This window comes from Bradyrhizobium dasycarpum (assembly GCF_042019905.1).
GTDB classification, from domain to species: domain Bacteria; phylum Pseudomonadota; class Alphaproteobacteria; order Rhizobiales; family Xanthobacteraceae; genus Bradyrhizobium; species Bradyrhizobium japonicum_B.
Window position 1 is genome coordinate 1,544,817 of record NZ_CP169574.1, and the last position, 26,263, is coordinate 1,571,079.

The window sequence follows — 26,263 nt, forward strand, 5'->3', positions numbered from 1 at the left end:
CAGGAACGCGGGAAGGCGCCCCTACTTTTCCTCTTCCATCGTCACGGCCACCGACGCCTTGGCCGACAGCCGCACCTTGTTGCCCTCGACGTCGGCAATGAGGCCCTTGTCGATGAAATGATGATGGCCCTTGTGGCTGCCCTCGCCGCTGTCCTTCTTGGTCAGCTTGATGCGGTTGCCTTCGACCTTGTCGACCGTGCCGACATGGACGCCGTCGGCGCCGATGACTTCCATATGCTCTGCGATGTTTTGCATGGTGGGTTCCTTGTTGAACCCACGCCAACGCAGACGAGGCACGTTCGTTCTCTCTCGGGAATGACGATGCCGTGTGGTGTGTCGCGACCGAAAGATGGCGGGCGCGGCGCGCTGCGCCTTTGCCCAACCTACGGTACTATAGTCGTCATTCCGGGGCGCGCCGAAGTCACGAGCTATGATGCGCAATTGCGCATCCGAAAATCCATAACCACCATCGTGAGTGTGGATTCCGGGCTCGCGCCAAGCGCGCCCCGGAATGACGAAACCGATGAAGCCGCGTCAGATCAGCGGCGCCTGCGACGAGGCGTGGTGATTGACGATCTTCCAGTCGCCGTCCTCGCGGACGATGACCCAACTCATCTTGACGACGAGATCGTCCCGCTCGCCGGCGAGATCGAACGAGATGGTGGCGGCCATGTTGATCAGGTCGGGGCCGGCCTGCGCTGCGTTCACGTCGGAGAACACGGCGCTCGGCTGGCGCCAGCGCGGCAGGCCGTTGAAATAGTCCGCGACGCCGTCCCTGCCCCGATAGAGCTTCGGATTCGAGCCGAAGAAGAATGCGTTCTTCGCATAGAGCGACGACAGCGCCGCTGCGTCGAGCGTCGCGAAGCCGGCGCACCATTTCGCGATGATAGCGGCAATGATGGCGTCGGCCTCCGTGCTCATGCGTGCCTCAGCCCTTCGCTACTTCCTTCGCGAAGGTGTCGCGCAGGCCGATGGTGCGCGAGAACACCGGCTTGCCGGGCGTCGAGTCCCTGTCGCGCACGAAATAGCCCTGGCGCTCGAACTGCATCGGCTCGGTCGAGTTGCTCTCCGCCACCGCTGCCTCTATCCGAGCATCGGACAGGATCTCCAGCGAGTTCGGATTGAGATCGGCCGCAAAATTCGAGGCATCCGGGCTCGGATTGGCGAACAGCTGGTTGTAGATGCGGATCTCCGCCGGCTTCGACGTCGCGGCCGGGAGCCAGTGCATGGTCGCCTTGACCTTGCGGCCGTCCGGCGCGTTACCGCCTTTGGTCGCGGGATCGTAGCTGCAGCGCAGCTCCACCACCTCGCCCTTGTCGTTCTTGATCACGCCGGTGCACTTGACGAAATAGGCGTAGCGCAGCCGCACCTCGTTGCCCGGCGACAGGCGGAAGAACTTCTTCGGCGGGTTCTCCATGAAGTCGTCCTGCTCGATATAGAGCTCGCGGCCGAACGTGATCTTCCGCGTGCCCGCGCTGGGATCATCCGGATGATTGATCGCCTCGAGTTCCTCGGTCTGCCCTTCCGGGTAGTTCTCGATCACGACCTTGAGCGGCTTCAAGACCGCCATGCGGCGCTGCGCGGTGCGGTTCAGCTCCTCGCGAATGCAGAACTCCAGCATGCCGACATCGACGACGCTGTTGGCCTTGGCAACGCCGATGCGCTTGACGAACTCGCGCAAGGCCGCCGGCGGCACGCCGCGGCGGCGCATCCCGGCCATGGTCGGCATACGCGGATCGTCCCAGCCCGCGACATGACCGTCGCGGACGAGCTGCGTCAGCACGCGCTTGGACAGGAGCGTGTAGGTCAGGTTCAGCCGCGCGAACTCGTACTGATGCGGCCTGGACGGCACCGGCAGCTTCTCGATGAACCAGTCGTAGAGCGGCCGGTGGTCCTCGAACTCCAGCGTGCAGATCGAGTGCGTGATGCCCTCGATCGCGTCCGACTGGCCGTGCGCATAATCGTAGCTCGGATAGATGCTCCACTTCGTGCCGGTGCGCGGATGGTGCGCGTGCAGGATGCGGTACAGCACCGGATCGCGCAGGTTGATGTTGCCGGCGGCCATGTCGATCTTGGCCCGCAGCACGCGCGCGCCGTTCGGAAATTCGCCTGATTTCATGCGCCGGAACAGGTCGAGATTCTCCTCTACGCTGCGGTCGCGGAACGGCGAGTTCTTGCCGGGCTCGGTCAGCGTGCCGCGGGAGGCGCGGATCTCCTCCTGGGTCTGGTCGTCGACATAAGCGAGCCCGTCGCGGATCAGCTGCTCCGCCCATTCGTACAGGCGGTCGAAATAGTCCGAGGCGAAGAACAGGTTCTTGCCCCAGTCGAAGCCGAGCCAGCGCACGTCGGCCTGGATGGAATCGATGTATTCCTGCTCTTCCTTGACCGGATTGGTGTCGTCGAAGCGCAGGTGGCAGCGGCCCGGAAACTCCTCCGCGATGCCGAAGTTGAGTGCGATCGACTTGGCGTGGCCGATATGCAGGTAGCCGTTCGGCTCCGGCGGGAACCGGGTCACGATTTCCCTGTACTTGCCCTGATCGAGGTCGGCCTGGATGATGTCACGAATGAAATCGCGCCCAACCTCAGCTGCCACCGGTTCTGTCATTACCAAAATCCTGTCGGGAAATCAGCGATCCTTCTGCCAAATTCGGGAGGCTGAGCCAAGAGCCTAAGCAAGAGCTTAAGCAGGCCCGGCAGGTTCGCCGTCGGGCTTTAGTTATGCGCCGGTCCTGCTATACACCACCGCTTCCACTGCATAGGCCCTGCCAAGAATGACCGATTCCGTCGTCACCCGCTTCGCCCCCTCGCCGACCGGCTTCCTCCATATCGGGGGCGCCCGCACGGCGCTGTTCAACTGGCTCTATGCGAAGAAGCACGGCGGCAAGATGCTGCTGCGGATCGAGGACACCGACCGCGAGCGCTCCACCGAGGCCGCGATCGGCGCCATTCTCGACGGTCTCAAATGGCTCGAGCTCGGCTGGGACGGCGAAGTCATCTACCAGTTCGCCCGCGCCGCGCGTCACCGCGAGGTCGCCGAGCAGCTGCTCGCCGACGGCAAGGCCTATCGCTGCTACGCCAGTGCGGAGGAGCTCGCCGCGATGCGCGAGAAGGCGCGCGCCGAGGGCCGCACCCGCCTCTATGACGGCATGTGGCGCGACCGCGATCCCGCGACCGCCCCTGGCGACGTCAAGCCGACCATTCGCCTGCGCGCACCGCAGACCGGCGAGACCGTGATCGAGGATCAGGTTCAGGGCCGCGTGGTCTGGCAGAACGAGAACCTCGACGACCTCGTCCTGCTGCGCGGCGATGGCAACCCGACCTACATGCTCGCGGTGGTGGTCGACGACCACGACATGGGCGTCACCCACGTGATCCGCGGCGACGACCATCTGATCAACGCCGCCCGCCAGAAGCAGATCTACGATGCGATGGGCTGGGCGCTGCCGAGCATGGCCCACATTCCCCTGATCCACGGTCCGGACGGCTCGAAGCTGTCGAAGCGCCACGGCGCGCTCGGGGTCGATGCCTACCGCGCCATGGGATATCTGCCGGCGGCGCTGCGCAATTATCTCGTCAGGCTCGGCTGGAGCCATGGCGACCAGGAGATCTTCTCGACCGAGGAGATGATCGAAGCGTTCGACCTCGCCAGCGTCGGCCGCGCCGCCGCCCGCTTCGATTTTGCCAAGCTGGAAAACCTCAACGGCCACTACATCCGCCACGCCGACGATCAATCGCTCGTGAAGATGTTCGAGGACGTGCTCGACCACGTGCCGGGACGGGCCGAGCTTAAGGCCAAGTTAAACGACGCCACGCGCGCGCAGCTCGCGAAGGCCATGCCGGCCCTGAAGGAGCGCGCCAAGACGTTGCTCGAGCTGATCGACGGCGCCTATTTCATCTTCGCCGACCGGCCGCTGGAGCTCGATCCCAAGGCGCAAGCCCTGCTGACGCCAGAAAATCGCAAGCTGATCGGCCAGCTTCGTGCCGCGCTGGAGACAGTCGAGACGTGGAGCGGGGCCAGCACCGAAGCCGCACTGCGCGCCTTTGCCGAGGAAAATAGTCTCAAGCTCGGCGCGGTTGCCCAGCCCTTGCGGGCGGCGCTGACCGGACGGACGACGTCGCCTGGCATATTTGAGGTTTTGGACGTCCTGGGACGCCAGGAAAGCCTTGGCCGGCTTAAGGATCAGTCTACGACGTAAGTCGACCATGCGTGCGGCGATCTTGCAGCGCACATAGCAATAATATACCCATCTGCCCCGTACCTTCTGGAACATCCGCCTGCCCCCAGGACCTGCCTCGGGGGCTCCGGCTCCGGCCCGTTTCACCATACATCGGGGACCTCTGATGGACGCAAAACCAAGCCCAAAGACCGCTACGCTGACGGTCGGAAACAAGAATTACGATCTCCCGATCCACAGCGGCAGCGTCGGGCCTGATGTCATCGATATCGGCAAGCTCTACGGCCAGTCCGGCCTGTTCACCTACGATCCCGGCTTCACCTCCACCGCGAGCTGCCAGTCCAAGATCACCTACATCGACGGCGACGCGGGCGTGCTGGAATACCGCGGCTATCCGATCGAGCAGCTCGCCGAGAACGGTGACTTCCTGGAGACCTGCTATCTCCTGCTCTACGGGAACCTGCCGACCGCCGCGCAGAAGAAGGATTTCGACGACCGCGTGATCCATCACACGATGGTGCACGAGCAGATGGCCCGCTTCTTCCAGGGCTTCCGCCGCGACGCTCATCCGATGGCGATCATGGTGGCCGCAGTCGGGGCGCTCGCCGCGTTCTATCACGACAGCACCGACATCAACGATCCGAAGCAGCGCATGATCGCATCCATGCGCATGATCGCGAAGATCCCGACCCTGGCGGCGATGGCCTACAAGTACACGATCGGCCAGCCCTTCGTGTATCCGAAGAACTCGCTGAAGTTCGCCGAGAACTTCCTGCACATGTGCTTCGCCGTGCCGTGCGAGGACTACAAGATCAACCCGGTGCTCGCCGACGCGCTGGACAAGATCTTCATTCTGCACGCCGACCACGAGCAGAACGCCTCGACCTCGACGGTGCGCATCGCCGGCTCGTCCGGGGCCAACCCGTTCGCCTGCATCGCCGCCGGCATCGCCTGCCTCTGGGGCCCGGCGCATGGCGGCGCCAACGAAGCCGCGCTCGCGATGCTCGCCGAGATCGGCACCGTGGACAAGATTCCCGAATTCATCGCCAAGGTGAAGGACAAGAACTCCGAAGTCCGCCTGATGGGCTTCGGTCACCGCGTCTACAAGAACTACGATCCGCGCGCCAAGCTCATGCAGAAGATGTGTCACGCCGTGCTCAAGGAGACCGGCCATGGCGACGATCCGATGCTGAAGGTGGCGATGGAGCTCGAGAAGATCGCGCTCAGCGACCAGTACTTCATCGACCGCAAGCTCTACCCGAACGTCGACTTCTACTCGGGCATCACGCTGAAGGCGATGGGCTTCCCGGTCTCGATGTTCACCGTGCTGTTCGCGGTCGCCCGCACCGTCGGCTGGATCAGCCAGTGGAGCGAGATGATCGAGGATCCGCAGCAGAAGATCGGTCGTCCCCGCCAGCTCTACACCGGCGTCACCAAGCGCGACTACGTCGCGATGAAGGATCGCAAGTAAGTCCTGAGCCGATACGGCTATCGGAACGGCGTCATCGCAAGATGGCGCCGTTTTCGTTTGTGCAGGGGCCGTAGCGCTCATCTTGCTGCCGCGCACAACAACAAGTCCATGGACATGACGGCAGGCGCCTTGACAGCCGAACCGCTCCGCGCGCATTCTTACACTAAGTAAGAATGACGACAGGGATGGAAATGCCGGAGCAGCCGAGAAGTCGGCGGCAGACGCGCGCTGCCATTTTGACCCATCTGCTTCAGTCGGGCGGCTCGTTCCGTCCGCCTCTGGCGAAGGCCGTGCGCCTGTCGGAAGCGAGCCTGTCGCGCATCCTGTTCGACCTGAAGGCCGAAGGCCTGATCGAGGAGGTGCGGCGCCCTGCCCCTTACGTCGGCGGCCCGACCGGCCTCGTGTCGCTCGACGGCTCGGTCGCCCTCGCAGCCTTCGAGCTGACCGCGCAGCATCTCAGCGTCGGCGTCGGCGGCCTGTCGGGCGAGCTGCACTATGCCGAGCGCGTGAAGCTGCCGAAGACGCCGACCACCGAGACAGTCGGCCAGGCATTTCGCGAAGCCATGACCTTGCTGCGCGACTGGACGCGGCGCCGCCGCATCACCCTCGCCCAGATCGGCGTCTCCATTCCAGGCCTCGGCCGTCTCAGCATCTCGGCCAATCCGATCATTCCCTGCGACGTCGGGCGCCTCAGCGAGATGTTCGACGAGATGTTCGCCGGCGTGCCGCTCGAGATCACCAATTCGGTGGTCGCCCACGCCACCTTTCACCGCTGCCGCACCCAGAATTATCCGTTCAGCGACACGCATCTGTTCGTGCTTGTCAGCCACGGCGTTGCCGGCGCCTGGATGGATGATCCGGCGAAGGCCGAGGCGCTGCAACCGATCGAGCTCGGCCACATGGTGTTCGAGCCTGAGGGCCCGCGCTGCCGCTGCGGGCATCATGGCTGCGTCGAGGCCTATGCGTCGATCCCCGCCCTGGCCGAGCTTCTCGGCGTCGCCGAAGCCGAGCTGCTTCGGCTCGGCAACGAATGGGTGAACACGATTCCGATCTCATCGCGGGTGCGGCAGGAGCTGCGCCGGCGGCTGTTCTGGCTCGGCCTTGCGATCGGCAACACGCTGAACGTGAAACCGTGCGGCGGCGTTGCCATCAGCGGCTGGCCGTCGCTTCTCGCCGCAGACGATCGCAACGCCGTGATCGAAGGGATCGATGCCTGCCTGCTCGGCGGACGCAAATTGGCGCAGGTGTCCATCGCCTTCGTGCCGCCATCGACCGGCAACGATCCGCAGGCCGCGCTCGCCTTCGCCGCCTTTTGTCTCGCCAGCCGCGGCGGCATGCCCGCGGCCTCGACGGAGGCGGCCTGACATGCGCTGAACCTGAACGTCCCACACGCGCCCAAGACTTCACACCGGGAGGAACTGCCATGCCGATCACCACAACAAGGCGCCGTCTGCTCGCCGGCTCCGTCGCTACGCTCGCACTGCCGGCCTTTGCCCGCGCGCAAGGCGCGGTCAAGCCGCGCCTGACCGCGATCTCGCAATGGTCCGCGGGCAGCGACGGCGCGGCCATCACCGCGCTCGGCAAGAAGTTCGAGGAGAAGGGCGGCGTCTGGCAGCATTCGCCCGTCCCCGGCTTCACCACCGAGATGATGAACAAGCTGCGGGCTCAGATCATGGCCGGCGATCCGCCGGCCTGCTCGCAGCTCAAGGGTCCCGAGATTGCGGCCTGGTCGAAGATCGCCCCGACCGTCGATCTCGACGCCGTCGTCGCCGCCGCCGGTTACGAGAAGGTCGTCGCGCCGGACCTTGCGAAATTGCACAAGCCGGGCGGCAAATGGATCGCACTGCCGCTGCAGATCTACAGCACCAACATGCTGTTCCTGTCCAAGCGCGCCATGGACAAGGCCAAGGCCGACAAGGTTCCGGTGACCTGGGCGGATTTCAACGACCTTGCTGAAAAGATGAAGGCCGGCGGCGTCGCCCATCCCATCGCCAACGGCGGGACCCGGCCAGATGACGGGCAGAAATTCGAGGCCGCCCTCGCCGGCATCAGTCCGCTCGCCTACCGCGCCGCCATCATGAATCTCGAGAAGAAGGCTCTGGAGGGTCCCGAGATCAAGGCTGCGTTCGCGCAGGTGCGCAAGATCGCGGATTGGATGGACCCAAACGTCGGAGCCCAGCACTTCTCGACCAATCTGAAGCGCTTCATCGACGGCGACATGGGCATGATGATCATGGGCGGCTGGGCCCAGGGCGTGTTGCGCAACGCCGGCTTCAAGCTCGAGGACTTCATGATTGCGCCGGGTCCCAGCGACAACAGCAAGCCGGTCTTCCTGCTGAATGCCGACGCCTTCATCTTCTGGCAGCGCAAGGAAGCCGACCTGCAGGCCGGCCAGACGCTGATGGCCCAGCTGGTCATGGATCCGGCGATCCAGACCATGTACTCGCAGATCACCGGATCGATCCCGGTGCGCACCGATGTCGATCTGTCCGGCGAAGGCTGGTCGGAGGGTCAACGCACCACCGCCAAGGCCCTGAAGGAGGCTATCGCCAGCAACCAGGCGGTGCTCAGCATGGCGCACAACATGGCGCAGGAAAACGGCATGACCGCAGCCATGATCGACGTGATCACGGAGTACGTGAAGAACAAGACGATCAAGCCCGAGCAGGCGGCGACCCGCCTCGCCGAGGCCGTCGAGGGCGCACGTTGAGCAATGCCGCCGCGATAAGACCGGGCCGGCCAGCGCTTCCTGAATGGGTGCGCCGGCTGCCCGAATATCTGATGATCTGGGTGCCGCTGCTATTGTCGGCCGCACACCTCGTCTCGTTCTCGCTGTGGACGATCTGGATCTCGTTCACGCCCTCCACGCTGATCCCGGTCTCGGGCTGGGTGGGATTGCGCAACTACACGGCCGTCCTGGCATCGCGCAACTGGCAGATCGCCTTCGACAACCTGCTGCTGTTCGGCATTGCGTTCGTGGTGTTGAGTGCGGCGACAGGCCTCGTTCTTGCGATCCTGCTCGATCAGCGTATTCGCGGCGAGAACGTGCTGCGGTCGATCTTCCTGTATCCCCTCGCCGTGTCGTTCGTGGTCACCGGCACGGTCTGGAGCTGGCTGCTCAATCCCGGCCTCGGGATTCAGAAGCTGGTTCACGATCTCGGCTGGACCTCCTTCAAGTTCGACTGGCTGATCGACCGCGACATGGCGATCTGGACCATCGTCGTCGCCGCGATCTGGCAATCCTCGGGATTTGCCATGGCTCTCTTTCTTGCCGGCCTGCGCTCCGTCGACGCCGACATCATCAAGGCCGCGCAGATCGATGGTGCCGGACCGGTCCGGATCTACCGGCGCATCATCCTGCCGTCGCTTTGGCCGATCACCATCACCGTCGTCGTGATCCAGCTGCAGTTCGCGATTTCGACGTTCGACCTCGTCCGCGCCCTGACCAATGGCGGGCCGGGAATTGCGACCCAGCTGCCCGCTTTGGTGGTCTATGACCTCATGTTCCAGCGCAGCCTGCTCGGCCGCGGCGCCGCGGCGGCAGTGCTGATGCTGCTCATCCTTCTCGCGGTGCTCGTGCCCTATGCGGCATGGCGATATCTCCAGCGACGGCGGGCCGTTCATGCGTGAGCGCAGCTTCACCCCGAGCCGGATCTTGATCTACCTCGTCGTTTCACTGATCGCCGCGGCCTGGCTCGCACCGCTGGTGGTCGTCGTTCTGAACTCGCTGCGGACCAACGAGGAGATCGCGCAGGGTTCGATGATCGGCTGGCCGCAACATCTGGCCTGGAGCAACTACGCCGCCGCCTGGAGCGGCTTCTGCGTGGCCGAGACCTGCTCCGGCATCCGGCCCTACATGCTGAACTCCGCGCTGGTCACGATCCCCGCAACGATCTTCTCGACCTTGCTCGGCGCCGTCGCCGGCTACGCGGTGTCGCTCTGGCGCTTTCGCGGCGACAACTGGATCTACGGGATCGTGACCCTCGGCCTTTTCCTGCCTCAGCAGATGCGCCTGCTTCCCTGGACCATCGTGCTGCGCGACATCGGTCTGATCAACACGCTCGCTGGCCTCGTGCTGATCCACACCATCCAGGGGCTCTCCTTCACCACGCTGTTCTGCCGCAACTACTACGTCGCCATTCCCCATGAATTGATCAGGGCGGCGCGGATCGACGGCGCCGGATTCTTCCGCATCTTCTGGCGCATCATCCTGCCGCTCTCCGGGCCGATCCTGATCGTCACGGTGATCTGGCAGTTCACACATATCTGGAACGAGTTCCTCTATGGCGTGACGTTCACGACCGGCCAGCAGCAGCCGGTCACGGCGGCTCTCATCGCACTCTCGGCCGCAGTCGCCGACATCCCGCAGCATGGCGTGCAGAGCGCAGCGGTGATCATCGCCGCGCTGCCGACGCTGTTGATCTACCTTCTCGGCGGCAAGTACTTCGTCCGCGGCCTGACTGCCGGGGCCGTGAAATGATGGAGTTGTCATGGCAGCACTGAGCATTCGCGCCCTGTCCAAGCGCTACGCCAATCTGGAGGTGCTGAAGGACATTGCGCTCGACATCGAGAGCGGCGAATTCACCGTGCTGGTCGGACCGTCCGGCTGCGGCAAGTCCACGCTGCTCAACATCGTCGCCGGGCTCGACCGCCCGAGCGCGGGGACGATCGAGATCGGCGGACGCGTCGTCAACGACGTCGCGCCGAAGGACCGCGACATCGCCATGGTGTTTCAGTCCTACGCGCTCTACCCGTCGATGACGGTGCGGCAGAACATCACCTTCGGGATGGAATGCCGTCACGTGCCCAAGGCCGAGCAGGACGCGGCGGTCGCCAATGTCGCAAAGCTGCTTCAGATCGAGACGCTGCTCGGCCGCAAGCCGTCGCAGCTCTCCGGCGGCCAGCGCCAGCGCGTCGCGATGGGGCGTGCGCTGGTCCGGGATCCCCTGCTCTTCCTGTTCGACGAGCCGCTCTCCAATCTCGACGCCAAGCTGCGCGTCGAGATGCGGATGGAGATCAAGCGCCTGCACCAGCGCATCGGCGCAACCATCGTCTACGTCACCCACGACCAGATCGAGGCGATGACGATGGCGACGCGGATCGCCGTGATGCATCAGGGCTGCGTGCAGCAATTCGCCGATCCCGATACCGTGTACCGCTATCCGGCCAACCTGTTCGTCGCGCGCTTCATGGGCTCGCCCCCGATGAACACGCTGCCGGCGCGGCTCGAAGCCGAAAATGACGGGATGGTGGTCGTGATTGGCGCGGGACGGCCGGACGAGATCCGCCTGCGCCTGAGCGGCTATGACAGCGCAGCTTCCTTTGTCGGACGCGACGTGGTGTTCGGCATCAGGCCGGAATGCATCGCCGAGGGCAGCCGCACGTTCTCGAACGATGCGCCCGTCCTCGTCGAGGCGCCGGTGGACATGGTCGAGCCGACCGGTGCCGAGACGATGGTGTCGCTGCGGCTCGGCGGCGAGCCGGCGATGGCGCGCATCTCCCCCGATATCCGGCCCGTGCCGGGCGCGTCCGCCTCTTTCGCGCTCGACACCCGCCGCATTTGCCTGTTCGACCCCAAGACGGAGCGACTGATCGTATGACCAAGACGAGCTATGCCGGCCTCGCGGACCGCGTGGTGCTGATCACCGGCGGTGCCAGCGGCATCGGTGCCGCCTTCGTGCGGGCCTTCGCCGCCCAGCGCGCCCGGGTCGCGTTCCTCGATATCGATGCAGCAGCCGGCAAGGCGCTGGCCGCCGAAGTCGCGGCCGCATGCGGCACCGCGCCGCTGTTCGTGCCCTGCGATCTCCTGGACATCGAGGCCTTGCGCGCCGCCATGGCCGAGGTCCGGCGATCCTTCGGCGACGCCGCGGTGCTCGTCAACAACGCCGCCAACGACCAGCGCCAGGTGCTGGCCGAGGTGACGCCCGCCGAGTTCGACTGGATGATCGGCGTCAATTTCAAGCACGTCTTCTTTGCCGCGCAAGCGGTGGTGCCGCAGATGCAGGCACGCGGCGGCGGCTCGATCATCAACATGTCCTCGATCGCCTGGATGCGCGGTGCGCCGGCGCTGCCGGTCTACGCCGGGGCCAAGGCGGCGATCGTCGGCTTCACCAACTCGCTGGCCCGCTCGGTCGGCCCCGACCGCATCCGCGTCAACGCGATCGCGCCCGGCATGGTCGTGACCGAGCGGCAGCGCCGGCTGTGGTATCCGGACGAGAAGGTCATCGCCGAGATGCGCTCGCGCCAGGCCGTTCCGGATGCGGTCACGCCCGAGGACATCGCCAACATGGCGCTGTTCCTCGCCTCCGACGACAGCCAGCGCATCACCGGCCAATGTTTTCGGGTCGATGCAGGCCTTGCGTGATCTCGTAGGGTGGGCAAAGGCGCGCCCTTCGCGCGCCGTGCCCACGATCTCTCTCGATCGCAGAGATGCGTGGGCACGCTGCGCTTTGCCCACCCTATGAGACCGTCGCTCACCGACTGCCCTTGCGCATCGTCTCGAGCACGATGTCGGCGGCGAGCACGCTCGGCGATTTGTTGCCGGTCGACATGATCTGGTCGAGCCGCGCAAACGCCTCGACCTGCCGCCGCCGCAAGGGGGACTCCGTCAGCACGTCATGAAGCGCCGGTGCCAGCTTCTCCGGCGTGCAGTCCTCCTGCAGATACCTCCGGAATGACATCCTCGCCGATCACGAGATTGGCGAGGATCACCGAGGAGACGCGGATGGCACGGCGCAGGATGAAGGCCTCGATCGCGCCGACACGATAGGCTGTCACCATCGGAATACCCGACAACGCGAGCTCCAACGTCACCGTGCCGGATTTGGCCAGCGCCGCATGCGCGATGCGGAAGGCGGCGCGCTTCTCGTTCTCGCCGATCACGATGCTCGGCTTGACCGGCCAGCTCGCGATGCCCTCGCGGATGGTGGCTTCCAGATGCGGCATGGTCGGCAGCATCAGCTCGAAGGCACAGCCTTCCGCCTGCAAGCGGCCGAGCGTTGCGCCGAACACGCCGAGATGATGCCTGACCTCGCTGCGGCGGCTGCCGGGCAGCACCAGCAGCACCGGCGGCTCGCTGCTTCGGCGCGCCTGCTCCTCCGCGTTCGGCCGCAGCGAGGACAATTGCTCGATCAGGGGATGGCCGACATAGCTGCATGGCGGTCCGCCGAGCTTGCGGTATTCCTCCGGCTCGAACGGCAACAGGCCGAGCACATGGTCGACATAGCTGAGCATGGTGCGCGCCCGTCCCGGCCGCCACGCCCAGAGCTGCGGCGAGACGTAGTCGACGATCGGAATCGCGGAATTCTTCGCGCGCACGCGGCGGGCAACGCGATGGGTGAAATCGGGGCTGTCGATGATAACGAGCGCGTCCGGCGCGGCTTCCAGCACGGCTTCCGCGGTGTTGCGGATCAATCGCAGGATCTTCGGCAATTGCTGCACCACCGCGGCGAAACCGACGATCGACAGCTCCTCGATCGGAAACAGCGACTCGAGCCCCTCGCGCGCCATGGTGCGGCCGCCGACGCCGACGAATTCGACGCCGTCGCCGAGACGCTGGCGCAGCACCTTCATCAAGGCGCTGCCGAGCCGGTCGCCGGATTCCTCGGTGGCGATCAGGCAGATCCGGCGCTTGGGATCGCGCGACTGCATCACGCCGGCAGGCCGATGACGAAGAGATATTTGGCGTTGGCCAGCGCGATCATCGCCTGCGGCTCGGCCGCGATGGTGTTGCCGGCGATGACGGCGATGCCGGCGAGCCCTGCGGCGGCCACACCTTCGAGCGTGCGCGGGCCGATCGTTGGCAGGTCGAAGCGCAGGTCCTGGCCGCTCTTCGGCGCCTTCACCAGCACGCCGCGGCCGGCGGCCGCGCGAATGCGTCCCTCCTCGCGCAGCCGCGCCACGCGCGCGAGCAGCGCGTCGGTGCCCTCGATGTCCTCGACCGCCACCACATGGCCGTCGATCACCACCACCGCCTGGCCGATGTCGAACGGGCCGAGCGCGGTCAGCACCGCACGGCCCCGCTCGATGTCGGCCTTGCTGTTGTCGTTCGGCCAGGCGCGGCTGATGCAGCCTTCCGGCAGCAGGAGATCCGGGGCGACGTCCTTGATGCCGACCATGCGAAAGCCGTCCTGCTCGAGGAGGCGGCCGACGCCGGACAGGAGATGATCGTCGCCGCCGCGAAAGGCGCGGATGACGTTGCCGAGCAGGCGCAGCGTCTTGACGTCGAACCGGATCTCCGCGAGCGAGGGGCGCACCAGGGTGCCGATGAAGATCAGGTCGCGGCAGCCCTCCTCGCGAAACAGCCGCATCGCACGGCCGAGCTGGCCGACCGAGATCCAGCGGTGACGGAATTTCTCCACCCGGGCCGGATCGCAGGCGCCGCGAAGCGGAAACAGCACCGGCGTGATGCCGCGGGCGGCGAGCGAGTCGGCGACCGCGAACGGCATGGCGCCGCCGCCGGCGACGATGCCGACCGGCGATGAAACTTGCGAAGCCGCCGATGTCATGCCCGGGGCCATGCCAAGGTCACTTCGCGATGGCGGGAAGGCAGAGCGGGCGTTTGCCCTTGCCGATGAAGTCGAGGATCTCGGCGATCGCCGGATCCTCGCCCGCGAGCGGCCGGGATGCCTCCAACCGCTCGGCGAAGGTACCGGGGCCGTGGAAGAGTTTCTGGTAGAAGCCCCGCACCGTCGCCAGCCGCTGCTTGGTGAACTTGCGGCGCTTCATGCCGATCAGGTTGAGGCCTTCCAGCACCGCATATTGGCCGTTGACGAGGCCGAACGGGATGATGTCGTCGCGCACGCCACAGACGCCGCCGACCATGACCTGGGGGCCGATGCGGGTAAACTGGTGCACGGCGGACAGGCCGCCGATGAAGACGAAGTCGCCGATCTCGCAATGCCCGCCGAGCGTGGCCGACGTCGCGAAGATCACGTCATTGCCGACATGGCAGTCATGGCCGACGTGGCTGCAATTCATGAAGTAGCCGCGATCGCCGACCGTGGTGATGCCGCCGCCGGCGACGGTACCGGCGTTCATGGTCACGGATTCCCGGATGGTGCAGCCCGATCCGATCTTGAGCTTCGTCAGCTCGCCGCGGTAGCTGAGCGATTGCGGCGGGGTGCCGAGCGAGGCAAAGGGATAGATGGTGCAATCGTCGCCGATGGTCGTCTGCGCCGTGACATGCACGTGCCCGATCAGCTTGCAGTTCGCGCCGATCACGACATTCGGGCCGATGATGCAATAGGGCCCGATCTCGGTGCCCGCGCCGATCACGGCGCCGTCCGCGATCCGTGCGGTGGGATCAATCTTGCTCATCAAGCAATCTTACTCGTCAGGAAGCTCTGATTAGGTGTTGAAGTCATTCAGTTTTCCGGTGGTTACCGCGTCTATGCCCGATCTGTCCAGTGACGTATCATCTCGTCGTGTTTCAAGTATCGGATGAGGCGGCCGTCCCGGTCCGCCCCGGAGTTCATGCGGAGCTTCAACACTCGTGGTCAGGACCTTGGCACTTCTGCTCGCACAGCTCGCGACCGCGCCGATCGTGTCCGAGACGGTCGAGACCGGCGATCGCCGACCGGTCGACCTCGCGACATTCGAATGCCGCGACATCAATCGCAGCACCGTGCTCCAGCGTGTCTGCTACGACCGCGCGCGGCATGACCTCGTCGTCGCGACCGGCGGCTCCTATGCGCGCTATTGCGGCGTCGCCGCCGAGACGGTCGACCGCCTGCTCGGCGCGCCGTCCATGGGCCAGTTCTTCAACCGGCACATCCGGCGCGAGGCCGCCGGCGGCCGCTACGATTGCAGCGCCTGAGTCCCGTCCCGCTGGCCCCGGCGCCGCTCAGTCTGTCAGCATGGCGCCGACATCGGCCTCCGCCACCACCTGGCCGTTGACCTTGGCATCGCCGTGAAACCACCACATGGCCTTGCGGCGGCCGAGCGAGCGCATGTGATACTCGATGGTGTCACCGGGCAGCACAGGCTTGCGGAACTTGCACTTGTCGATGGTGAGAAAATAGACCGCGCGCGGCTTCTCGGTGCCTTCGACAGACTTGATGCCGATCACGCCTGCCGTCTGCGCCATCGCCTCGATCATCATGACGCCGGGATAGACCGGGCGCTCCGGGAAATGCCCCTGGAAGGCCGGCTCGTTGAAGGTGACGTTCTTGATGCCGATACCGCTGTAATCGGCGCGGATGTTGATCACGCGATCGATCAGCAGCATCGGAAAGCGGTGCGGCAGGGTCTGGAGGATGGCATTGATATCCACCAGCTCGAACTTCACAGGTGATTCCGCCGTCATTCCCGTCCCTCGTCCTTCGCATCGGCCTTGCTGTCGCGCACCAGGCGCTCCACCGCGATGATCTCCTTGAACCATTGCTTGGTCGGCTTGGCAAAGAAGCCACCCCAGCGTCCGCCCGGCGGGATGTCGTCCTTGACGCCGCTCATCGCGGTGACCTGGGCTCCATCTCCGATCTTGAGGTGGTTGTTGATGCCAACCTTTGCTCCGAGCGCCACGTTGTCGCCGATGGTCAGGCTGCCGGCGAGGCCGATCTGGGCCGCCAGCAGACAGTGCCGGCCAATGGTCACATTGTGGCCGATCTGGACCTGATTGTCGATTTTGGTCCCCTCGCCGATCACGGTGTCACGCAAGCTGCCACGGTCGATCGTGGTCCCGGCGCCGACCTCGACATCGTTCTGGATCAGGACCCGGCCGGTCTGCGGCACCTTGAGATGGCCCTCGGGGCCGAAGAAGATGAAGCCGTAGCCGTCCTGGCCGATCGAGCAGCCGGGATGGATCAGCACGTTGTTGCCGATCAGGGCGCACTGGATCGCGGTCCGGGCCCCGACGTTGCAGTCCCGGCCGATCTTGACCCCGGGACCGATCACCGCCCCGACGCCGACCACCGTGCCGCTGCCGATCTCCACATCCGGGCCGATCACCGCCAGGGGATCGACGATCACGCCGTCCTCGAGCCGGGCCGAGGGATCGATGATCGCCGACGGTGCGATACCGTCATTGCCGACCCAGGATTGCGGCCTCAGCGCGTCCCCGTGCCATTCCCGCGCGATCCTGACGAAGGCCCGGAACGGCTGCGCCACCCGCAGCACGGCCACATGGGCGGGCACCTGGGCCTCGAAGCGCGGGCTGACCAGGCAAGCACCGGCCTTGGTCGCCTTCAGCTCGTCGGCATATTTGAGGTTATCGAAGAACGCCAGATGCATCGGGCCCGCTTCGTCGAGCGAAGCAAGGCCGGTGATGACGTGGCCGCCCCTGCCGGGATCGACCAGCTCGGCCTTGGCCAGCGTAGCAATGTCGGCCAGCGCTGAGGCAGGCGGCTTTGTGAAGAAGATCGGCTGCGCCATTCCACCCCGTCGCGGTCCGGCTTCGGCATGAAGCGGTCAGGCCGCATCATGCCCCATCTCTTGGAATGGCACGATCCCCTTCGGAAACCGGCTCCATTGATCCGGATCGTGCCGTGCTGATCGAACTAGAACGTGGTGCCGCCGCCGAACCGGAATTCCTGCGTACGGTCGTACTTGCCCTTGCTGAGCGGCACGGCGTAGTCGAAGCGCAGCGGACCGAACGGCGACTGCCAGATCAGGCCGACACCAACCGACGAGCGGACCACCTTGCTGTCGTCGTAGACGAGGCCGGTACAGGTCCCCGTCGTTGACGGGTTGATGCTCGACGGGATGCAGCCCGGCGCATTGACTTCGTTGGTCGTGGTCCAGCTCGTCGGTCCCTTATAGTCGTAGAGGCCGCCGGCATCGGCATAGACCGCGCCCTTCAGACCCACTTCCTTCGGCAGGAACCAGAACGGCATCTGCAGTTCGAGCGAAGCACCCCAATACTGGGTGCCGCCGAGCGCGTCCCGCGAACCGAACGGGTTCAAGTCACGCGGGCCGATGCCGTTGGGAGCAAAGCCGCGGACCAGGTTCGGACCCATCTGGAAATGGTCGAGCATCCGCAGATCGTCGTTCATCTTGGTCAGAATACCGCCCTGGAGACGGACGAGACCAACGATGTCGGACACCAGCGGGGCATAGTACTTTCCGTCCGCCGTGGTCTTCAGATAGGACACGTCGCCGCCGACGCCGGCGAAATCCTGCCGGAAGTCGATAAGCAGACCGTCGGTGGGGTTCTTGTTGTTGTCCAGCGTGTTGTAGGTGAGCGTGTAGCCCAGCGCCGAGGTCAGGGTCTTGCCGTTGGCAAGCTCCCTGCGCACCGGCAGCGAGGCCTCGCCATCGTTGTAGCAACCGAGGCCATTGGTCGAGCTCAGGTCGATGCCGTTGGCGGCCGCGTAAGCCGGGCTTGGATTGAACGCCGCGCTGGCCGGGTTGTTGTTACAATTCGCCAGGTAGCTCGGCAGCGTGATTTCCTGCTGATAGATCGAGTAGCGCAGCTGCAGCGACAGATCTTCACGCAACGAGAAGCCGAGGCGCGGCGAGAAGCCGAGCGTCTTGGTGCCGTAGGAGATGTAGTTGTTGGCGAGCTGCTGACGCTGATAGAGGTCGAGGCCGAGCGCGACGCGGTAGTCGAGCAGATAGGGTTCGACGAACGACAGCGAGTAGCCGCGTGCGTACTGGCCGTAGGTCACCGCCGCCTTGGCGAACAGGCCGCGGCCGAGCAGATTGCGCTCGGAGACCGAGACTTCGGCCAAAGCGCCGTCGGTGGTGGAGTAACCGCCCGAGATCGAGAAGTCGCCGGTCGATTTCTCTTCCATGTCGACGATCAGGATCACGCGATCGCTCGACGAGCCCGGCTCGGTCGTGATCTTCACGCTCTTGAAGTAATCGAGGTTCTTCAGGCGCCGCTCGGCACGGTCGACCAGGGCGCGGTTATAGGCATCGCCCTCGGAGATGTCGAACTCGCGGCGGATGACGTAGTCGCGCGTCCGCGTGTTGCCGCGCAGGTTGATGCGCTCGATATAGGTGCGCGGACCCTCGTCGATGTTGAACACGACGGAGACGGTGTGCGCCTCGAAGTTGCGGTCGCCGCCGGGACGGACCACGGCGAAGGCGTAACCGCGGCGCGAGGCCTCGATCTGCATCTCCTCGACCGACTTTTCGACCGATTCGACGTTGTAGAGCGAGCCGGCATGGACGCGCGAATAGCCGCGCATCGACGATGGATCGAAATTCGGGATGCTGGAGCGGAAGTCGACCGCGCCGACGCGATATTGAGCGCCTTCCTCGATCTTGAAGGTGACGTTGAAGCCCTTCTTCTCGGGATCGTATTCGGTGAGCGCAGCCACCACCTGGACGTCGGCGTAGCCGTTCTTGAGATAGAAGCGGCGGATCAGGTCGCGGTCGGCTTCGACGCGGTCGGGATCGTAGACGTCGCCGCTGCCGAGGAAGCTCAGCAGGTTCGTTTCGCGCGTCTTGATGACGTCCCGGAGGCGGTAGGACGAGAACGCGTTGTTGCCGACGAACTCGATCGACTTGACGCCGGTCTTGACGCCCTCCTCGACCGTGAAGATGAGATCGACGCGGTTGTTCGGCTGCTCGATGATCTCGGGCGTGACGCGGACGTCGTAGCGGCCGGACCGGCGATAGATCTCCGCGATTCTGCAGCGTGTCGGACTGCACCATGGCGCGGGAGAAGGTGCCGCGCGCCTTGGACTGCACCTCAATGGTGAGCTGCTCGTCCTTGATCTTCTTGTTGCCCTCAAAGGCGATCCGGCCGATCACCGGGTTTTCGACCACCGAAACGACGAGCTGGCCGCCAGGACCGCGGTTGATCCTGACGTCCTGGAACAGGCCGGTCTCGATCAGCGCCTTGAGGCCGTCGTCAATGGCGCCTTGATCCAGGCGACCGCCCGGACCCGGCTTGAAATAGGAGCGGATCGTCTCCACCTCGACGCGGCGATTTCCTGGACGGAAATCGACTGAACGGTCTGAGCGAGCGCAGACGAAGACACAAAAACAGCCCCGACCGGGGCAACCACCGGCGCGCCGAACATGATCAGGGTTGCGAGCAAGCCCCCCGGAGTCGCAGTCCAAACTTCATCGCGCAACGCGCCCTTATCATTCCGTGCCAGACCCACCCCAACGCCGGTCCGGAGATTCCCCAAGTCGAGGCCGCTTGTAGCCAATTTCGCCGACGCCGCAAACGGCCGAAAGCGTCGTGATTTCAATTTCATTCCAAGACGTTGCTCAACAGCAACGCCACAAAAAAAGCCTCCATCAAGATGCCGCCATCCGCAGGATGTCGTTGTAGGTCGCAAACACCATCAGCATAAGCACCAAGCCGAGCCCGATTCGGAACCCCATCTCCTGGGTCCGCTCGGACAGCGGCCGGCCGCGGAGCACTTCCGCCGCGTAGAACATAAGGTGGCCGCCGTCGAGCAGCGGGATCGGGAACAGGTTCAGCAGGCCGATCGACACCGACAGCACCGCGCACAGGTTGATCACGAACTGGAACCCGGCGCTGGCCGCCTGCCCCGACATCTTCGCGATTCCCAGGACGCCGCTGACCTCGTTGGGATTGCCTTGCCCCACGAACAGCGAGCCCAGGAACTTGAAGGTGCTGGTGATGATGAACCAGACCTGCTCGACCCCGATCTTGAGTGCCTCGCCGATGCCCACCGGCGCGGTCGAGGCCTCGCCGGCCTGTGCCTTGTGCTCGATGCCGAGCACGCCGAGACGATGGCTGTTGCCGAACGGATCCTTGCGCTCGAGCAGCGCCGGGGTAGCCGTCAGCGAGACGATGGTGCCGTCCCGCTTCACCTGGAAGGCAAGCGCCGAACCCGCGTTCATCGCAACGATTCGCTGCATGTCGGCAAAGCTCTCGATCGGCTTGCCGTCGATCTGGACGACCACGTCCCCGACCTTGAAGCCTGCCGCAGCCGCAGCGCCGTCGGCAACGACGCCGTCGACGCGCGCGATCGTGCTCGGCTTGCCGTAATACAGCGCCATGCCGGCGAAGATCAGCGCACCCAGGATGAAATTGGCGATCGGGCCGGCCGCGACGATGGCGGCGCGAGGGCCGACCTTCTTGTGATGGAAGCTGCCGGAGCGCTCCTCGGCCGTCATGGATGCAAGCGTCTGCGTGGACGGGGTCGAGGCCTCGCTCTCGTCGCCGAAGAACTTGACGTAGCCGCCGAGCGGGATCGCCGAAACCTTCCAGCGGGTGCCATGGCGGTCGTTGAAGCCGATCAGCTCGGGTCCGAAACCGAGCGAGAAGGTCAGCACCCGCACGCCTGCCCAGCGCGCGACCAGGAAGTGGCCGAGCTCGTGGAAGAACACGACGATCGTCAGGACGAACAGGAAGGAATCGCGTAGCCCAAGACCCCATGGCTCAACGTATTGAAACTATGGGTGAAAAAATCGATCATCGAATTCCCTCTTCCAGCGCCGCAAGGCGTTGGTCCGAACCAACTAGGATGCCTTTAAGGCAATTTGAGGCAATAGGGCGGCAGCTCTATTTCGCGCAACATGGTCAACAGAGATTGCATCGTCCGCGGACGTCAGCGGTGCCTGGTTCCCGCTGCGGATCCAGTCGTCCAGCGTCGCTTCCACCAGCCGGGCGATCGCGCCGAACCGAATCTTGCCGGCAATGAACGCGGCGACCGCGACCTCGTTGGCCGCGTTGTAGACCGTGGTCGCCCCCTTCCCGGTCCTGAGCGAATCGAACGCCAGGCGCAGGCCGGGGAAGCGCTCGAAATCGGGCGCCTCGAAGGTCAGCTGGCCGATCTTGGCGAGGTCCAGCTTGGCCGCCGGCCCCTTGATCCGGTCGGGCCAGCCGAGGCAATGCGCGATCGGGGTGCGCATGTCGGGCGCGCCGAGCTGGGCCACCACCGAGCAGTCGGAAAACTCGACCATGCCGTGGATGATCGACTGCGGATGAACGAGAACGTCGATCTCCTCGGGCGCGAGCGCGAACAGATAGGACGCCTCGATCACCTCGAGGCCCTTGTTCATCATCGAGGCGGAATCGATCGTGATCTTCTGGCCCATGCTCCAGTTCGGATGCTTCAGGGCCTGCGCGAGGGTCGCCTGCTCGATGTCCGCGGGTTTCCAGGTGCGGAACGGGCCGCCCGAGGCCGTGATGATGACGCGGACCAGCTCGTCGCGATTGCCGGAGCTCAGCGCCTGGAACAGCGCATTGTGCTCTGAATCGGCCGGCAGGATGCATGCGCCAGCCTTGGCGGCACGCTGCATGAAGAAATCACCGGCGCAGACCAGGCATTCCTTGTTGGCCAGCGCCACATGCGCGCCGCGATCGACCGCGGCCAGTGCCGGCTTCAATCCGGCGGCGCCGCTCACGGCCGCCATCACCCAATCGGCCGGACGTGCGCCGGCTTCGATCACCGCGCTTTCGCCGGCCCCGCATTCCGTGCTCGTTCCCGCCAGTGCGGCCTTGAGCTCGGCGAATTTGGAGGTGTCGGCGATCGCGACATAACGCGCGGAAAATTCCTTCGCCAGCTTCGCCAGCGCCGCGACATTGCCGTTCGCCGTCAACGCTTCGACACGGTAGCGCTCGGGCGAAGCCCGCAGCAGATCCATCGTGCTGTCGCCGATCGAGCCGGTGGCGCCGAGAACCGTGACGCTGCGGACGGATGACGCCGCAGCCTTGTTGTTTCGCAATGGGACCGCGCTCATATCCTCACCAAACCATAAGACCGCTTCCGGCGCTATGCACACCATGGCGGAGAAAGCCGATAATCCATGCCGCCAGGATGGCGGCGACAAAGCCGTCCAGGCGGTCCATTAGCCCGCCATGGCCGGGAATTAAGTGACTGGAATCCTTGACTCCGAAGCGCCGCTTCACGGCGGATCCGAAGAGATCGCCGAGCTGCGACACCACCGACAGGACGGCGCTGACCAGGAGGAGCGGAACCGCCTTGCCGATGCCGCAAGCGGCAAAACCTCCGGCCACCGCAAGGCTCGCCACGAAGCCGCCAAGCGCGCCGGACCAGGTCTTCTTCGGGCTCACGCGCGGCCAGAGCTTCGGCCCGCCGATGCTGCGGCCGGCGAAATAGCCGCCGATATCGGTCGCCCACACCACGAGCAGCACGAACATCAGCGCGGAAAAGCCGTTGACGAGGTCCTTGCGCAGCAGGATTGAGGCCAGCAACGCCGCAGCAGCGTAGGCAAAACCGGTCGCGGCCCAGACGAACTTGCCGCGCGCGATCAGCGTCACGATCGCGCCGCCGACGAGGCCGACGACGACCGAGGTCTTGAGCCCCCCAAAAGCGACGGCGGCGCCCATCATGGCGATGACGACCGTCCCTGCCCCGGTGAGCGCGGCCGAGCCTGCGCCGACCACCGTCAGCCATTCCGCGAACAGCCCGATCGAGACCAGGGTCACGAGCAGCGCCCAGAGCCAGCCGCCGGCATAAGCGATCGCAATGGCGAGCGGCGCCAGCACCAGCGCTGCGAGGATCCGCATCACCAGATTGCTCGGGGCGGGCTTGGCGCCCACCGGTGCGGAATCGTGTTCGCTCACGAGGCGGTTTTCGCGACCAGGCCGCCAAAACGGCGCTCGCGCCTGGCGAATTCGGCGATCGCGCCCTCGAGCGCCGCCTTGTCGAAGTCGGGCCAGTGGATCGGCACGAACACGAGCTCGCTATAGGCGGCCTGCCACATCAGGAAATTCGACAGGCGCTGCTCGCCGCTGGTGCGGATGATGAGATCGGGATCCGGAATGTCGGGCGCATCGAGATGCGCCCCGAGCGTCTCGGCATCGATCGTGGCAGGGTCGCGCTTTCCTTCCGCGGCCTCGCGGGCGAGCTTTTGCGCCGCCTTGGCGATCTCCTGCCGCGAGCCGTAGTTGAAGGCGACGACGAGCGTCAGGCGGGAATTGTCGCGTGTCAGCTCCTCGGCCTCGTTGAGCAGCGCGCAGATGTCGCTCTCGAGCCCCTCGCGCTCGCCGATGATGCGGACCTTGACGCCGTCGCGATGCAGGCTCGCCAGGTCGTTGCGGATGAAGCGGCGCAGCAGGCCGAAGAGATCGCCGATCTCGCTCGCCGGGCGCGACCAGTTCTCCGACGAGAACGAGAAGATGGTGAGATAGCGGATGCCGAGCTCGTGCGAGGCCCGCACGACGCGGCGCAGCGCCTCGACGCCGCGGCGATGCCCCTCCGCACGCGGCAGGCCGCGCGCGGCCGCCCAACGCCCGTTGCCATCCATGATGATGGCGACATGCGCAGGCGCCTCGGACCTGTCAGGTCCTTCCGTTGCGGGCGCGGCGGCGTTGGACATGAAGGCGATGCCTTAAACGGTGAGGATTTCTTTTTCCTTGGCGGCCAGCAATTGGTCGATCTCGGCGATCGTGCCGTCGGTCGCCTTCTGCACCTCGTCGGCGTGACGCTTCTGGTCGTCCTCCGACATCTCGTGATTCTTCTCGAGCTTCTTGAGGACGTCGAGGCCGTCGCGGCGGACGTGGCGCGCGGCGACCTTGGCGGCTTCAGCATATTTGTGCGCGACCTTCACCAGCTCCTTGCGCCGCTCCTCGTTCAGCTCGGGGATGCGCAGGCGCAGCACCTGGCCTTCGGTCGCGGGCGACAGGCCGAGATTGGAATCCACGATCGCCTTCTCCACCGCCTTGACCATCGACTTGTCCCAGACCTGCACCGAGATCAGGCGCGGCTCCGGCACGCTGACGGTGGCGAGCTGGTTCAGCGGCATGTGACCGCCATAGGCGTCGACCTGCACCGGATCGAGCATCGAGGCGGAGGCGCGGCCCGTCCGCAAGCCGCCGAGCTCGTGCTTGAGCGAGGCGACGGCGCCCTGCATGCGGCGCTTCACTTCGTTGAGGTCGAAATTACCCGTGGGCATCACGTTTCTCCTTCAAAATCCCGGCGACCGCTCCCGCGCCTTCCCTTTCGGGCGCGCCGGATGAGCCTTCAGCCGGCGACGATGGTCCCGTGGCCGACGCCGCGCAGAATCGCGCCGATCGACCCCGGCTCCGCGATCGAGAATACGATGATAGGCAGCGACGTCTCGCGGGCAAGCGCGAAGGCGGTCGCATCCATCACCTTGTAGCCGCCCTCGATCGCCTGCGAATGGGTCAGCCGGTCAAACCGCGTGGCGGCGGGATCCTTCTTCGGATCGGCCGAGTAGACGCCGTCGACATTGGTCGCCTTCAGCACCGCCTGGGCGCCGATCTCCGCGGCACGCAGCACCGCGGTCGTATCGGTGGTGAAGAACGGATTGCCGGTTCCGCCGCCGAGCAGCACGATGCGTCCTTCGGCGAGATATTTGTGCGCCGCAGTGCGGGTGAACAGCTCGGAAATCTCGGGCATGACGAACGCCGACAGCGTCCGCGCCGGCGTGCCCTTGCGCTCGATCGCCGCTTCCAGCGCGAGGCAATTCATCATGGTGGCAAGCATGCCCATGGTATCGCCGGTCGGGCGCGACACGCCGCGGGCGGAGACCTCGACGCCGCGCACGATATTGCCGCCGCCGATCACCACCGCAACCTCGGTGCCGAGCTTGCGGGCGGCGATCAGATCGTCCGCGACCCGGTCGACGGTCGGCTGGTCGATGCCAAAGCCCTGCTGTCCCGCGAGATATTCGCCGGACAGCTTGATCACGACGCGACGATAGACCGGATCAGTCATGAGCACTTTCCTTGTCCGGGCGCCGCTTCCGGCGGCACGCCGGAAGGAACGTTCCGGCGCTTACTTCTTGCCGCTGGCCGCGGCGACCTCGGCCGCGAAGTCGCTTTCCTGCTTCTCGATTCCCTCACCGAGAGCATAGCGCACAAAGCCCGCGATCTTCACAGGCCCGCCGACCTTGCCCTCGGCTTCCTTCACCGCCTGCGCCACCGACTTGCCGGTGTCGTGGATGAAGGCCTGCTCGAGCAGGCAGACTTCCTTGTAATAGGTCTTCAGGCCGGACTCGACGATCTTCTCGATCACGTTCTCGGGCTTGCCCTGCTGGCGATATTTGTCGGCGAGCACATCCTTCTCGCGCTTGACGACCGCCGGATCGAGGCCGGACGGATCGAGCGCGAGCGGGTTGGCGGCGGCGACATGCATCGCGATCTGGCGCCCGAGCGCTGCGAGCTCGTCGGCCTTGCCCGGCGATTCCAGCGCCACGATCACGCCCATCTTGCCGGCGCCGTCGACGACGGCACCGTGGACGTAATGCGCCACGACGCCCTGGCTCACCTCGAGGCGCAGCCGCGCGGCGCAGCGTCATGTTCTCGCCGATGGTGGCGATCGCGTCATTGATGGCGGCTTCGACCGTGACGTCACCGACCTTGGCGGCCTTGATCTTCTCGACATCGGCGCCGGCGTCGAATGCGACCTGGGCAATCATCTTGACCAGGCCCTGGAACTGACCGTTGCGCGCGACGAAGTCGGTCTCGGAATTGACCTCGACCACGACACCCTTGGTGCCCTTGGTGAGCGCGCCGATCAGACCTTCGGCGGCGACGCGGCCCGACTTCTTGGCGGCCTTGGACAGGCCCTTCTTGCGCAGCCAATCCTGCGCCGCTTCCATGTTGCCGTCGTTTTCGGTCAGCGCGGCCTTGCAGTCCATCATGCCTGCGCCGGTCGACTCGCGCAGGTCCTTGACCATCGCAGCTGTGATCGTTGCCATCGTTGAAAATCCTTTGTGCCTGCCGGTTCGCCGCGGCGTGGCTTGGAGGCGCCCCGCC

General features: G+C 65.3%; 21 protein-coding genes and 4 pseudogenes. 9 read left to right on the top strand and 16 right to left on the bottom strand.

Features of this window, described 5'->3' with window-relative positions; translation table 11 throughout:
- Nucleotides 1-21 precede the first annotated feature (21 nt).
- The 3 genes from ACETMP_RS07835 to ACETMP_RS07845 all read right to left on the bottom strand — a co-directional run bounded on the left by ACETMP_RS07835 (nucleotide 22) and on the right by ACETMP_RS07845 (nucleotide 2,605).
- A complete protein-coding gene (locus tag ACETMP_RS07835; RefSeq protein ID WP_375160512.1) occupies nucleotides 22-255 on the bottom strand; it encodes a DUF2171 domain-containing protein in 234 nt (77 codons plus the stop codon).
- A 279-nt stretch (nucleotides 256-534) separates the two neighbouring features.
- Nucleotides 535-921, bottom strand: coding sequence for an SgcJ/EcaC family oxidoreductase (locus tag ACETMP_RS07840; RefSeq protein ID WP_375160513.1), 387 nt, complete (start codon nucleotides 919-921; stop codon nucleotides 535-537).
- Nucleotides 922-928: 7 nt separating this feature from the next.
- The gene (locus tag ACETMP_RS07845; protein WP_375160514.1) at nucleotides 929-2,605 is read right to left on the bottom strand and encodes a glutamine--tRNA ligase/YqeY domain fusion protein; all 1,677 of its coding nucleotides are present in this window, start codon (nucleotides 2,603-2,605) and stop codon (nucleotides 929-931) included.
- A 166-nt stretch (nucleotides 2,606-2,771) separates the two neighbouring features.
- Here ACETMP_RS07845 and gltX point away from each other — a divergent pair, with 166 nt between their 5' ends.
- From gltX to ACETMP_RS07885, 8 genes are all read left to right on the top strand, one after another.
- The gene (gltX, locus tag ACETMP_RS07850; RefSeq protein WP_375160515.1) at nucleotides 2,772-4,196 is read left to right on the top strand and encodes a glutamate--tRNA ligase; all 1,425 of its coding nucleotides are present in this window, start codon (nucleotides 2,772-2,774) and stop codon (nucleotides 4,194-4,196) included.
- Nucleotides 4,197-4,341: 145 nt separating this feature from the next.
- The gene (gltA, locus tag ACETMP_RS07855) at nucleotides 4,342-5,646 is read left to right on the top strand and encodes a citrate synthase (RefSeq protein WP_028136129.1); all 1,305 of its coding nucleotides are present in this window, start codon (nucleotides 4,342-4,344) and stop codon (nucleotides 5,644-5,646) included.
- Nucleotides 5,647-5,831: 185 nt separating this feature from the next.
- Complete coding sequence (locus ACETMP_RS07860) at nucleotides 5,832-7,010, top strand: ROK family transcriptional regulator (protein WP_375160516.1); 1,179 nt, start codon at nucleotides 5,832-5,834, stop codon at nucleotides 7,008-7,010.
- A gap of 59 nt (nucleotides 7,011-7,069) precedes the next feature.
- Nucleotides 7,070-8,356 (top strand): ABC transporter substrate-binding protein, encoded by a 1,287-nt coding sequence (locus ACETMP_RS07865; RefSeq protein WP_375160517.1) that lies wholly within the window; start codon nucleotides 7,070-7,072, stop codon nucleotides 8,354-8,356.
- Nucleotides 8,353-9,276 carry a carbohydrate ABC transporter permease gene (locus ACETMP_RS07870; RefSeq protein WP_257179972.1) on the top strand — a complete coding sequence of 308 codons (924 nt, stop codon included), beginning with the start codon at nucleotides 8,353-8,355 and terminating at the stop codon, nucleotides 9,274-9,276. Before ACETMP_RS07865 ends, ACETMP_RS07870 begins: the two co-directional genes overlap by 4 nt.
- Nucleotides 9,269-10,126, top strand: coding sequence for a carbohydrate ABC transporter permease (locus ACETMP_RS07875; RefSeq protein WP_375160518.1), 858 nt, complete (start codon nucleotides 9,269-9,271; stop codon nucleotides 10,124-10,126). Before ACETMP_RS07870 ends, ACETMP_RS07875 begins: the two co-directional genes overlap by 8 nt.
- A gap of 10 nt (nucleotides 10,127-10,136) precedes the next feature.
- A complete protein-coding gene (locus ACETMP_RS07880) occupies nucleotides 10,137-11,246 on the top strand; it encodes an ABC transporter ATP-binding protein (protein WP_375160519.1) in 1,110 nt (369 codons plus the stop codon).
- The gene (locus ACETMP_RS07885) at nucleotides 11,243-12,010 is read left to right on the top strand and encodes an SDR family NAD(P)-dependent oxidoreductase (RefSeq protein ID WP_375160520.1); all 768 of its coding nucleotides are present in this window, start codon (nucleotides 11,243-11,245) and stop codon (nucleotides 12,008-12,010) included. Before ACETMP_RS07880 ends, ACETMP_RS07885 begins: the two co-directional genes overlap by 4 nt.
- Nucleotides 12,011-12,119: 109 nt before the next feature.
- Here ACETMP_RS07885 and lpxB read toward each other — a convergent pair.
- The 3 genes and pseudogenes from lpxB to lpxA all read right to left on the bottom strand — a co-directional run bounded on the left by lpxB (nucleotide 12,120) and on the right by lpxA (nucleotide 14,964).
- Nucleotides 12,120-13,299, bottom strand: a pseudogene (gene lpxB / locus ACETMP_RS07890) (lipid-A-disaccharide synthase).
- A complete protein-coding gene (locus ACETMP_RS07895; RefSeq protein WP_375160521.1) occupies nucleotides 13,296-14,153 on the bottom strand; it encodes an LpxI family protein in 858 nt (285 codons plus the stop codon). Before ACETMP_RS07895 ends, lpxB begins: the two are co-directional and overlap by 4 nt.
- A gap of 19 nt (nucleotides 14,154-14,172) precedes the next feature.
- Nucleotides 14,173-14,964, bottom strand: a complete 792-nt coding sequence (gene lpxA / locus ACETMP_RS07900) for an acyl-ACP--UDP-N-acetylglucosamine O-acyltransferase (protein ID WP_375160522.1) — start codon at nucleotides 14,962-14,964, stop codon at nucleotides 14,173-14,175.
- Between the two features lie 175 nt (nucleotides 14,965-15,139).
- Here lpxA and ACETMP_RS07905 point away from each other — a divergent pair, with 175 nt between their 5' ends.
- Complete coding sequence (locus ACETMP_RS07905) at nucleotides 15,140-15,463, top strand: KTSC domain-containing protein (protein WP_375160523.1); 324 nt, start codon at nucleotides 15,140-15,142, stop codon at nucleotides 15,461-15,463.
- 27 nt (nucleotides 15,464-15,490) lie between these two features.
- On the opposite strand, the gene fabZ is transcribed toward ACETMP_RS07905, so the two are convergent.
- The 10 genes and pseudogenes from fabZ to tsf form a co-directional block, all read right to left on the bottom strand.
- The gene (gene fabZ / locus ACETMP_RS07910) at nucleotides 15,491-15,952 is read right to left on the bottom strand and encodes a 3-hydroxyacyl-ACP dehydratase FabZ (RefSeq protein WP_024341283.1); all 462 of its coding nucleotides are present in this window, start codon (nucleotides 15,950-15,952) and stop codon (nucleotides 15,491-15,493) included.
- Nucleotides 15,949-17,016: a UDP-3-O-(3-hydroxymyristoyl)glucosamine N-acyltransferase gene (gene lpxD, locus ACETMP_RS07915; RefSeq protein WP_375160524.1), complete on the bottom strand. Its 1,068-nt coding sequence runs from the start codon at nucleotides 17,014-17,016 to the stop codon at nucleotides 15,949-15,951. The genes fabZ and lpxD overlap by 4 nt, the downstream gene beginning before the upstream one ends.
- Nucleotides 17,017-17,141: 125 nt before the next feature.
- Nucleotides 17,142-19,663, bottom strand: a pseudogene (gene bamA / locus ACETMP_RS07920) (outer membrane protein assembly factor BamA).
- Between the two features lie 176 nt (nucleotides 19,664-19,839).
- Nucleotides 19,840-20,990, bottom strand: a pseudogene (rseP, locus tag ACETMP_RS07925) (RIP metalloprotease RseP).
- A gap of 43 nt (nucleotides 20,991-21,033) precedes the next feature.
- The gene (gene dxr, locus ACETMP_RS07930) at nucleotides 21,034-22,257 is read right to left on the bottom strand and encodes a 1-deoxy-D-xylulose-5-phosphate reductoisomerase (RefSeq protein WP_375160525.1); all 1,224 of its coding nucleotides are present in this window, start codon (nucleotides 22,255-22,257) and stop codon (nucleotides 21,034-21,036) included.
- A 4-nt stretch (nucleotides 22,258-22,261) separates the two neighbouring features.
- The gene (locus tag ACETMP_RS07935; RefSeq protein ID WP_375160526.1) at nucleotides 22,262-23,104 is read right to left on the bottom strand and encodes a phosphatidate cytidylyltransferase; all 843 of its coding nucleotides are present in this window, start codon (nucleotides 23,102-23,104) and stop codon (nucleotides 22,262-22,264) included.
- Nucleotides 23,101-23,859, bottom strand: coding sequence for an isoprenyl transferase (locus tag ACETMP_RS07940; RefSeq protein ID WP_375160527.1), 759 nt, complete (start codon nucleotides 23,857-23,859; stop codon nucleotides 23,101-23,103). Before ACETMP_RS07940 ends, ACETMP_RS07935 begins: the two co-directional genes overlap by 4 nt.
- Nucleotides 23,860-23,871: 12 nt before the next feature.
- On the bottom strand, nucleotides 23,872-24,435 hold the full coding sequence (gene frr / locus ACETMP_RS07945; protein ID WP_028136111.1) for a ribosome recycling factor: 564 nt from the start codon (nucleotides 24,433-24,435) through the stop codon (nucleotides 23,872-23,874).
- 68 nt (nucleotides 24,436-24,503) lie between these two features.
- Entirely contained in the window at nucleotides 24,504-25,220 is a 717-nt protein-coding gene (gene pyrH / locus ACETMP_RS07950; protein WP_375160528.1) for a UMP kinase, read from the bottom strand.
- A gap of 60 nt (nucleotides 25,221-25,280) precedes the next feature.
- A pseudogene (tsf, locus tag ACETMP_RS07955) lies at nucleotides 25,281-26,205 on the bottom strand (translation elongation factor Ts).
- Between the last annotated feature and the right edge of the window lie 58 nt (nucleotides 26,206-26,263).

Excerpts from the sequence above, each read along its gene's own strand:
- fabZ (WP_024341283.1), bottom strand. The coding sequence starts at position 15,952 with ATGACGGCGGAATCACCTGTGAAGTTCGAGCTGGTGGATATCAATGCC.
- dxr (WP_375160525.1), bottom strand. The coding sequence starts at position 22,257 with ATGAGCGCGGTCCCATTGCGAAACAACAAGGCTGCGGCGTCATCCGTC.
- ACETMP_RS07940 (WP_375160527.1), bottom strand. The coding sequence starts at position 23,859 with ATGTCCAACGCCGCCGCGCCCGCAACGGAAGGACCTGACAGGTCCGAG.
- ACETMP_RS07860 (WP_375160516.1), top strand. The coding sequence starts at position 5,832 with ATGGAAATGCCGGAGCAGCCGAGAAGTCGGCGGCAGACGCGCGCTGCC.
- ACETMP_RS07875 (WP_375160518.1), top strand. The coding sequence starts at position 9,269 with ATGCGTGAGCGCAGCTTCACCCCGAGCCGGATCTTGATCTACCTCGTC.
- lpxA (WP_375160522.1), bottom strand. The coding sequence starts at position 14,964 with ATGAGCAAGATTGATCCCACCGCACGGATCGCGGACGGCGCCGTGATC.
- ACETMP_RS07885 (WP_375160520.1), top strand. The coding sequence starts at position 11,243 with ATGACCAAGACGAGCTATGCCGGCCTCGCGGACCGCGTGGTGCTGATC.
- pyrH (WP_375160528.1), bottom strand. The coding sequence starts at position 25,220 with ATGACTGATCCGGTCTATCGTCGCGTCGTGATCAAGCTGTCCGGCGAA.
- lpxD (WP_375160524.1), bottom strand. The coding sequence starts at position 17,016 with ATGGCGCAGCCGATCTTCTTCACAAAGCCGCCTGCCTCAGCGCTGGCC.
- ACETMP_RS07865 (WP_375160517.1), top strand. The coding sequence starts at position 7,070 with ATGCCGATCACCACAACAAGGCGCCGTCTGCTCGCCGGCTCCGTCGCT.
- ACETMP_RS07895 (WP_375160521.1), bottom strand. The coding sequence starts at position 14,153 with ATGACATCGGCGGCTTCGCAAGTTTCATCGCCGGTCGGCATCGTCGCC.
- gltA (WP_028136129.1), top strand. The coding sequence starts at position 4,342 with ATGGACGCAAAACCAAGCCCAAAGACCGCTACGCTGACGGTCGGAAAC.
- ACETMP_RS07845 (WP_375160514.1), bottom strand. The coding sequence starts at position 2,605 with ATGACAGAACCGGTGGCAGCTGAGGTTGGGCGCGATTTCATTCGTGAC.
- ACETMP_RS07835 (WP_375160512.1), bottom strand. The coding sequence starts at position 255 with ATGCAAAACATCGCAGAGCATATGGAAGTCATCGGCGCCGACGGCGTC.
- frr (WP_028136111.1), bottom strand. The coding sequence starts at position 24,435 with ATGCCCACGGGTAATTTCGACCTCAACGAAGTGAAGCGCCGCATGCAG.
- ACETMP_RS07840 (WP_375160513.1), bottom strand. The coding sequence starts at position 921 with ATGAGCACGGAGGCCGACGCCATCATTGCCGCTATCATCGCGAAATGG.
- gltX (WP_375160515.1), top strand. The coding sequence starts at position 2,772 with ATGACCGATTCCGTCGTCACCCGCTTCGCCCCCTCGCCGACCGGCTTC.
- ACETMP_RS07880 (WP_375160519.1), top strand. The coding sequence starts at position 10,137 with ATGGCAGCACTGAGCATTCGCGCCCTGTCCAAGCGCTACGCCAATCTG.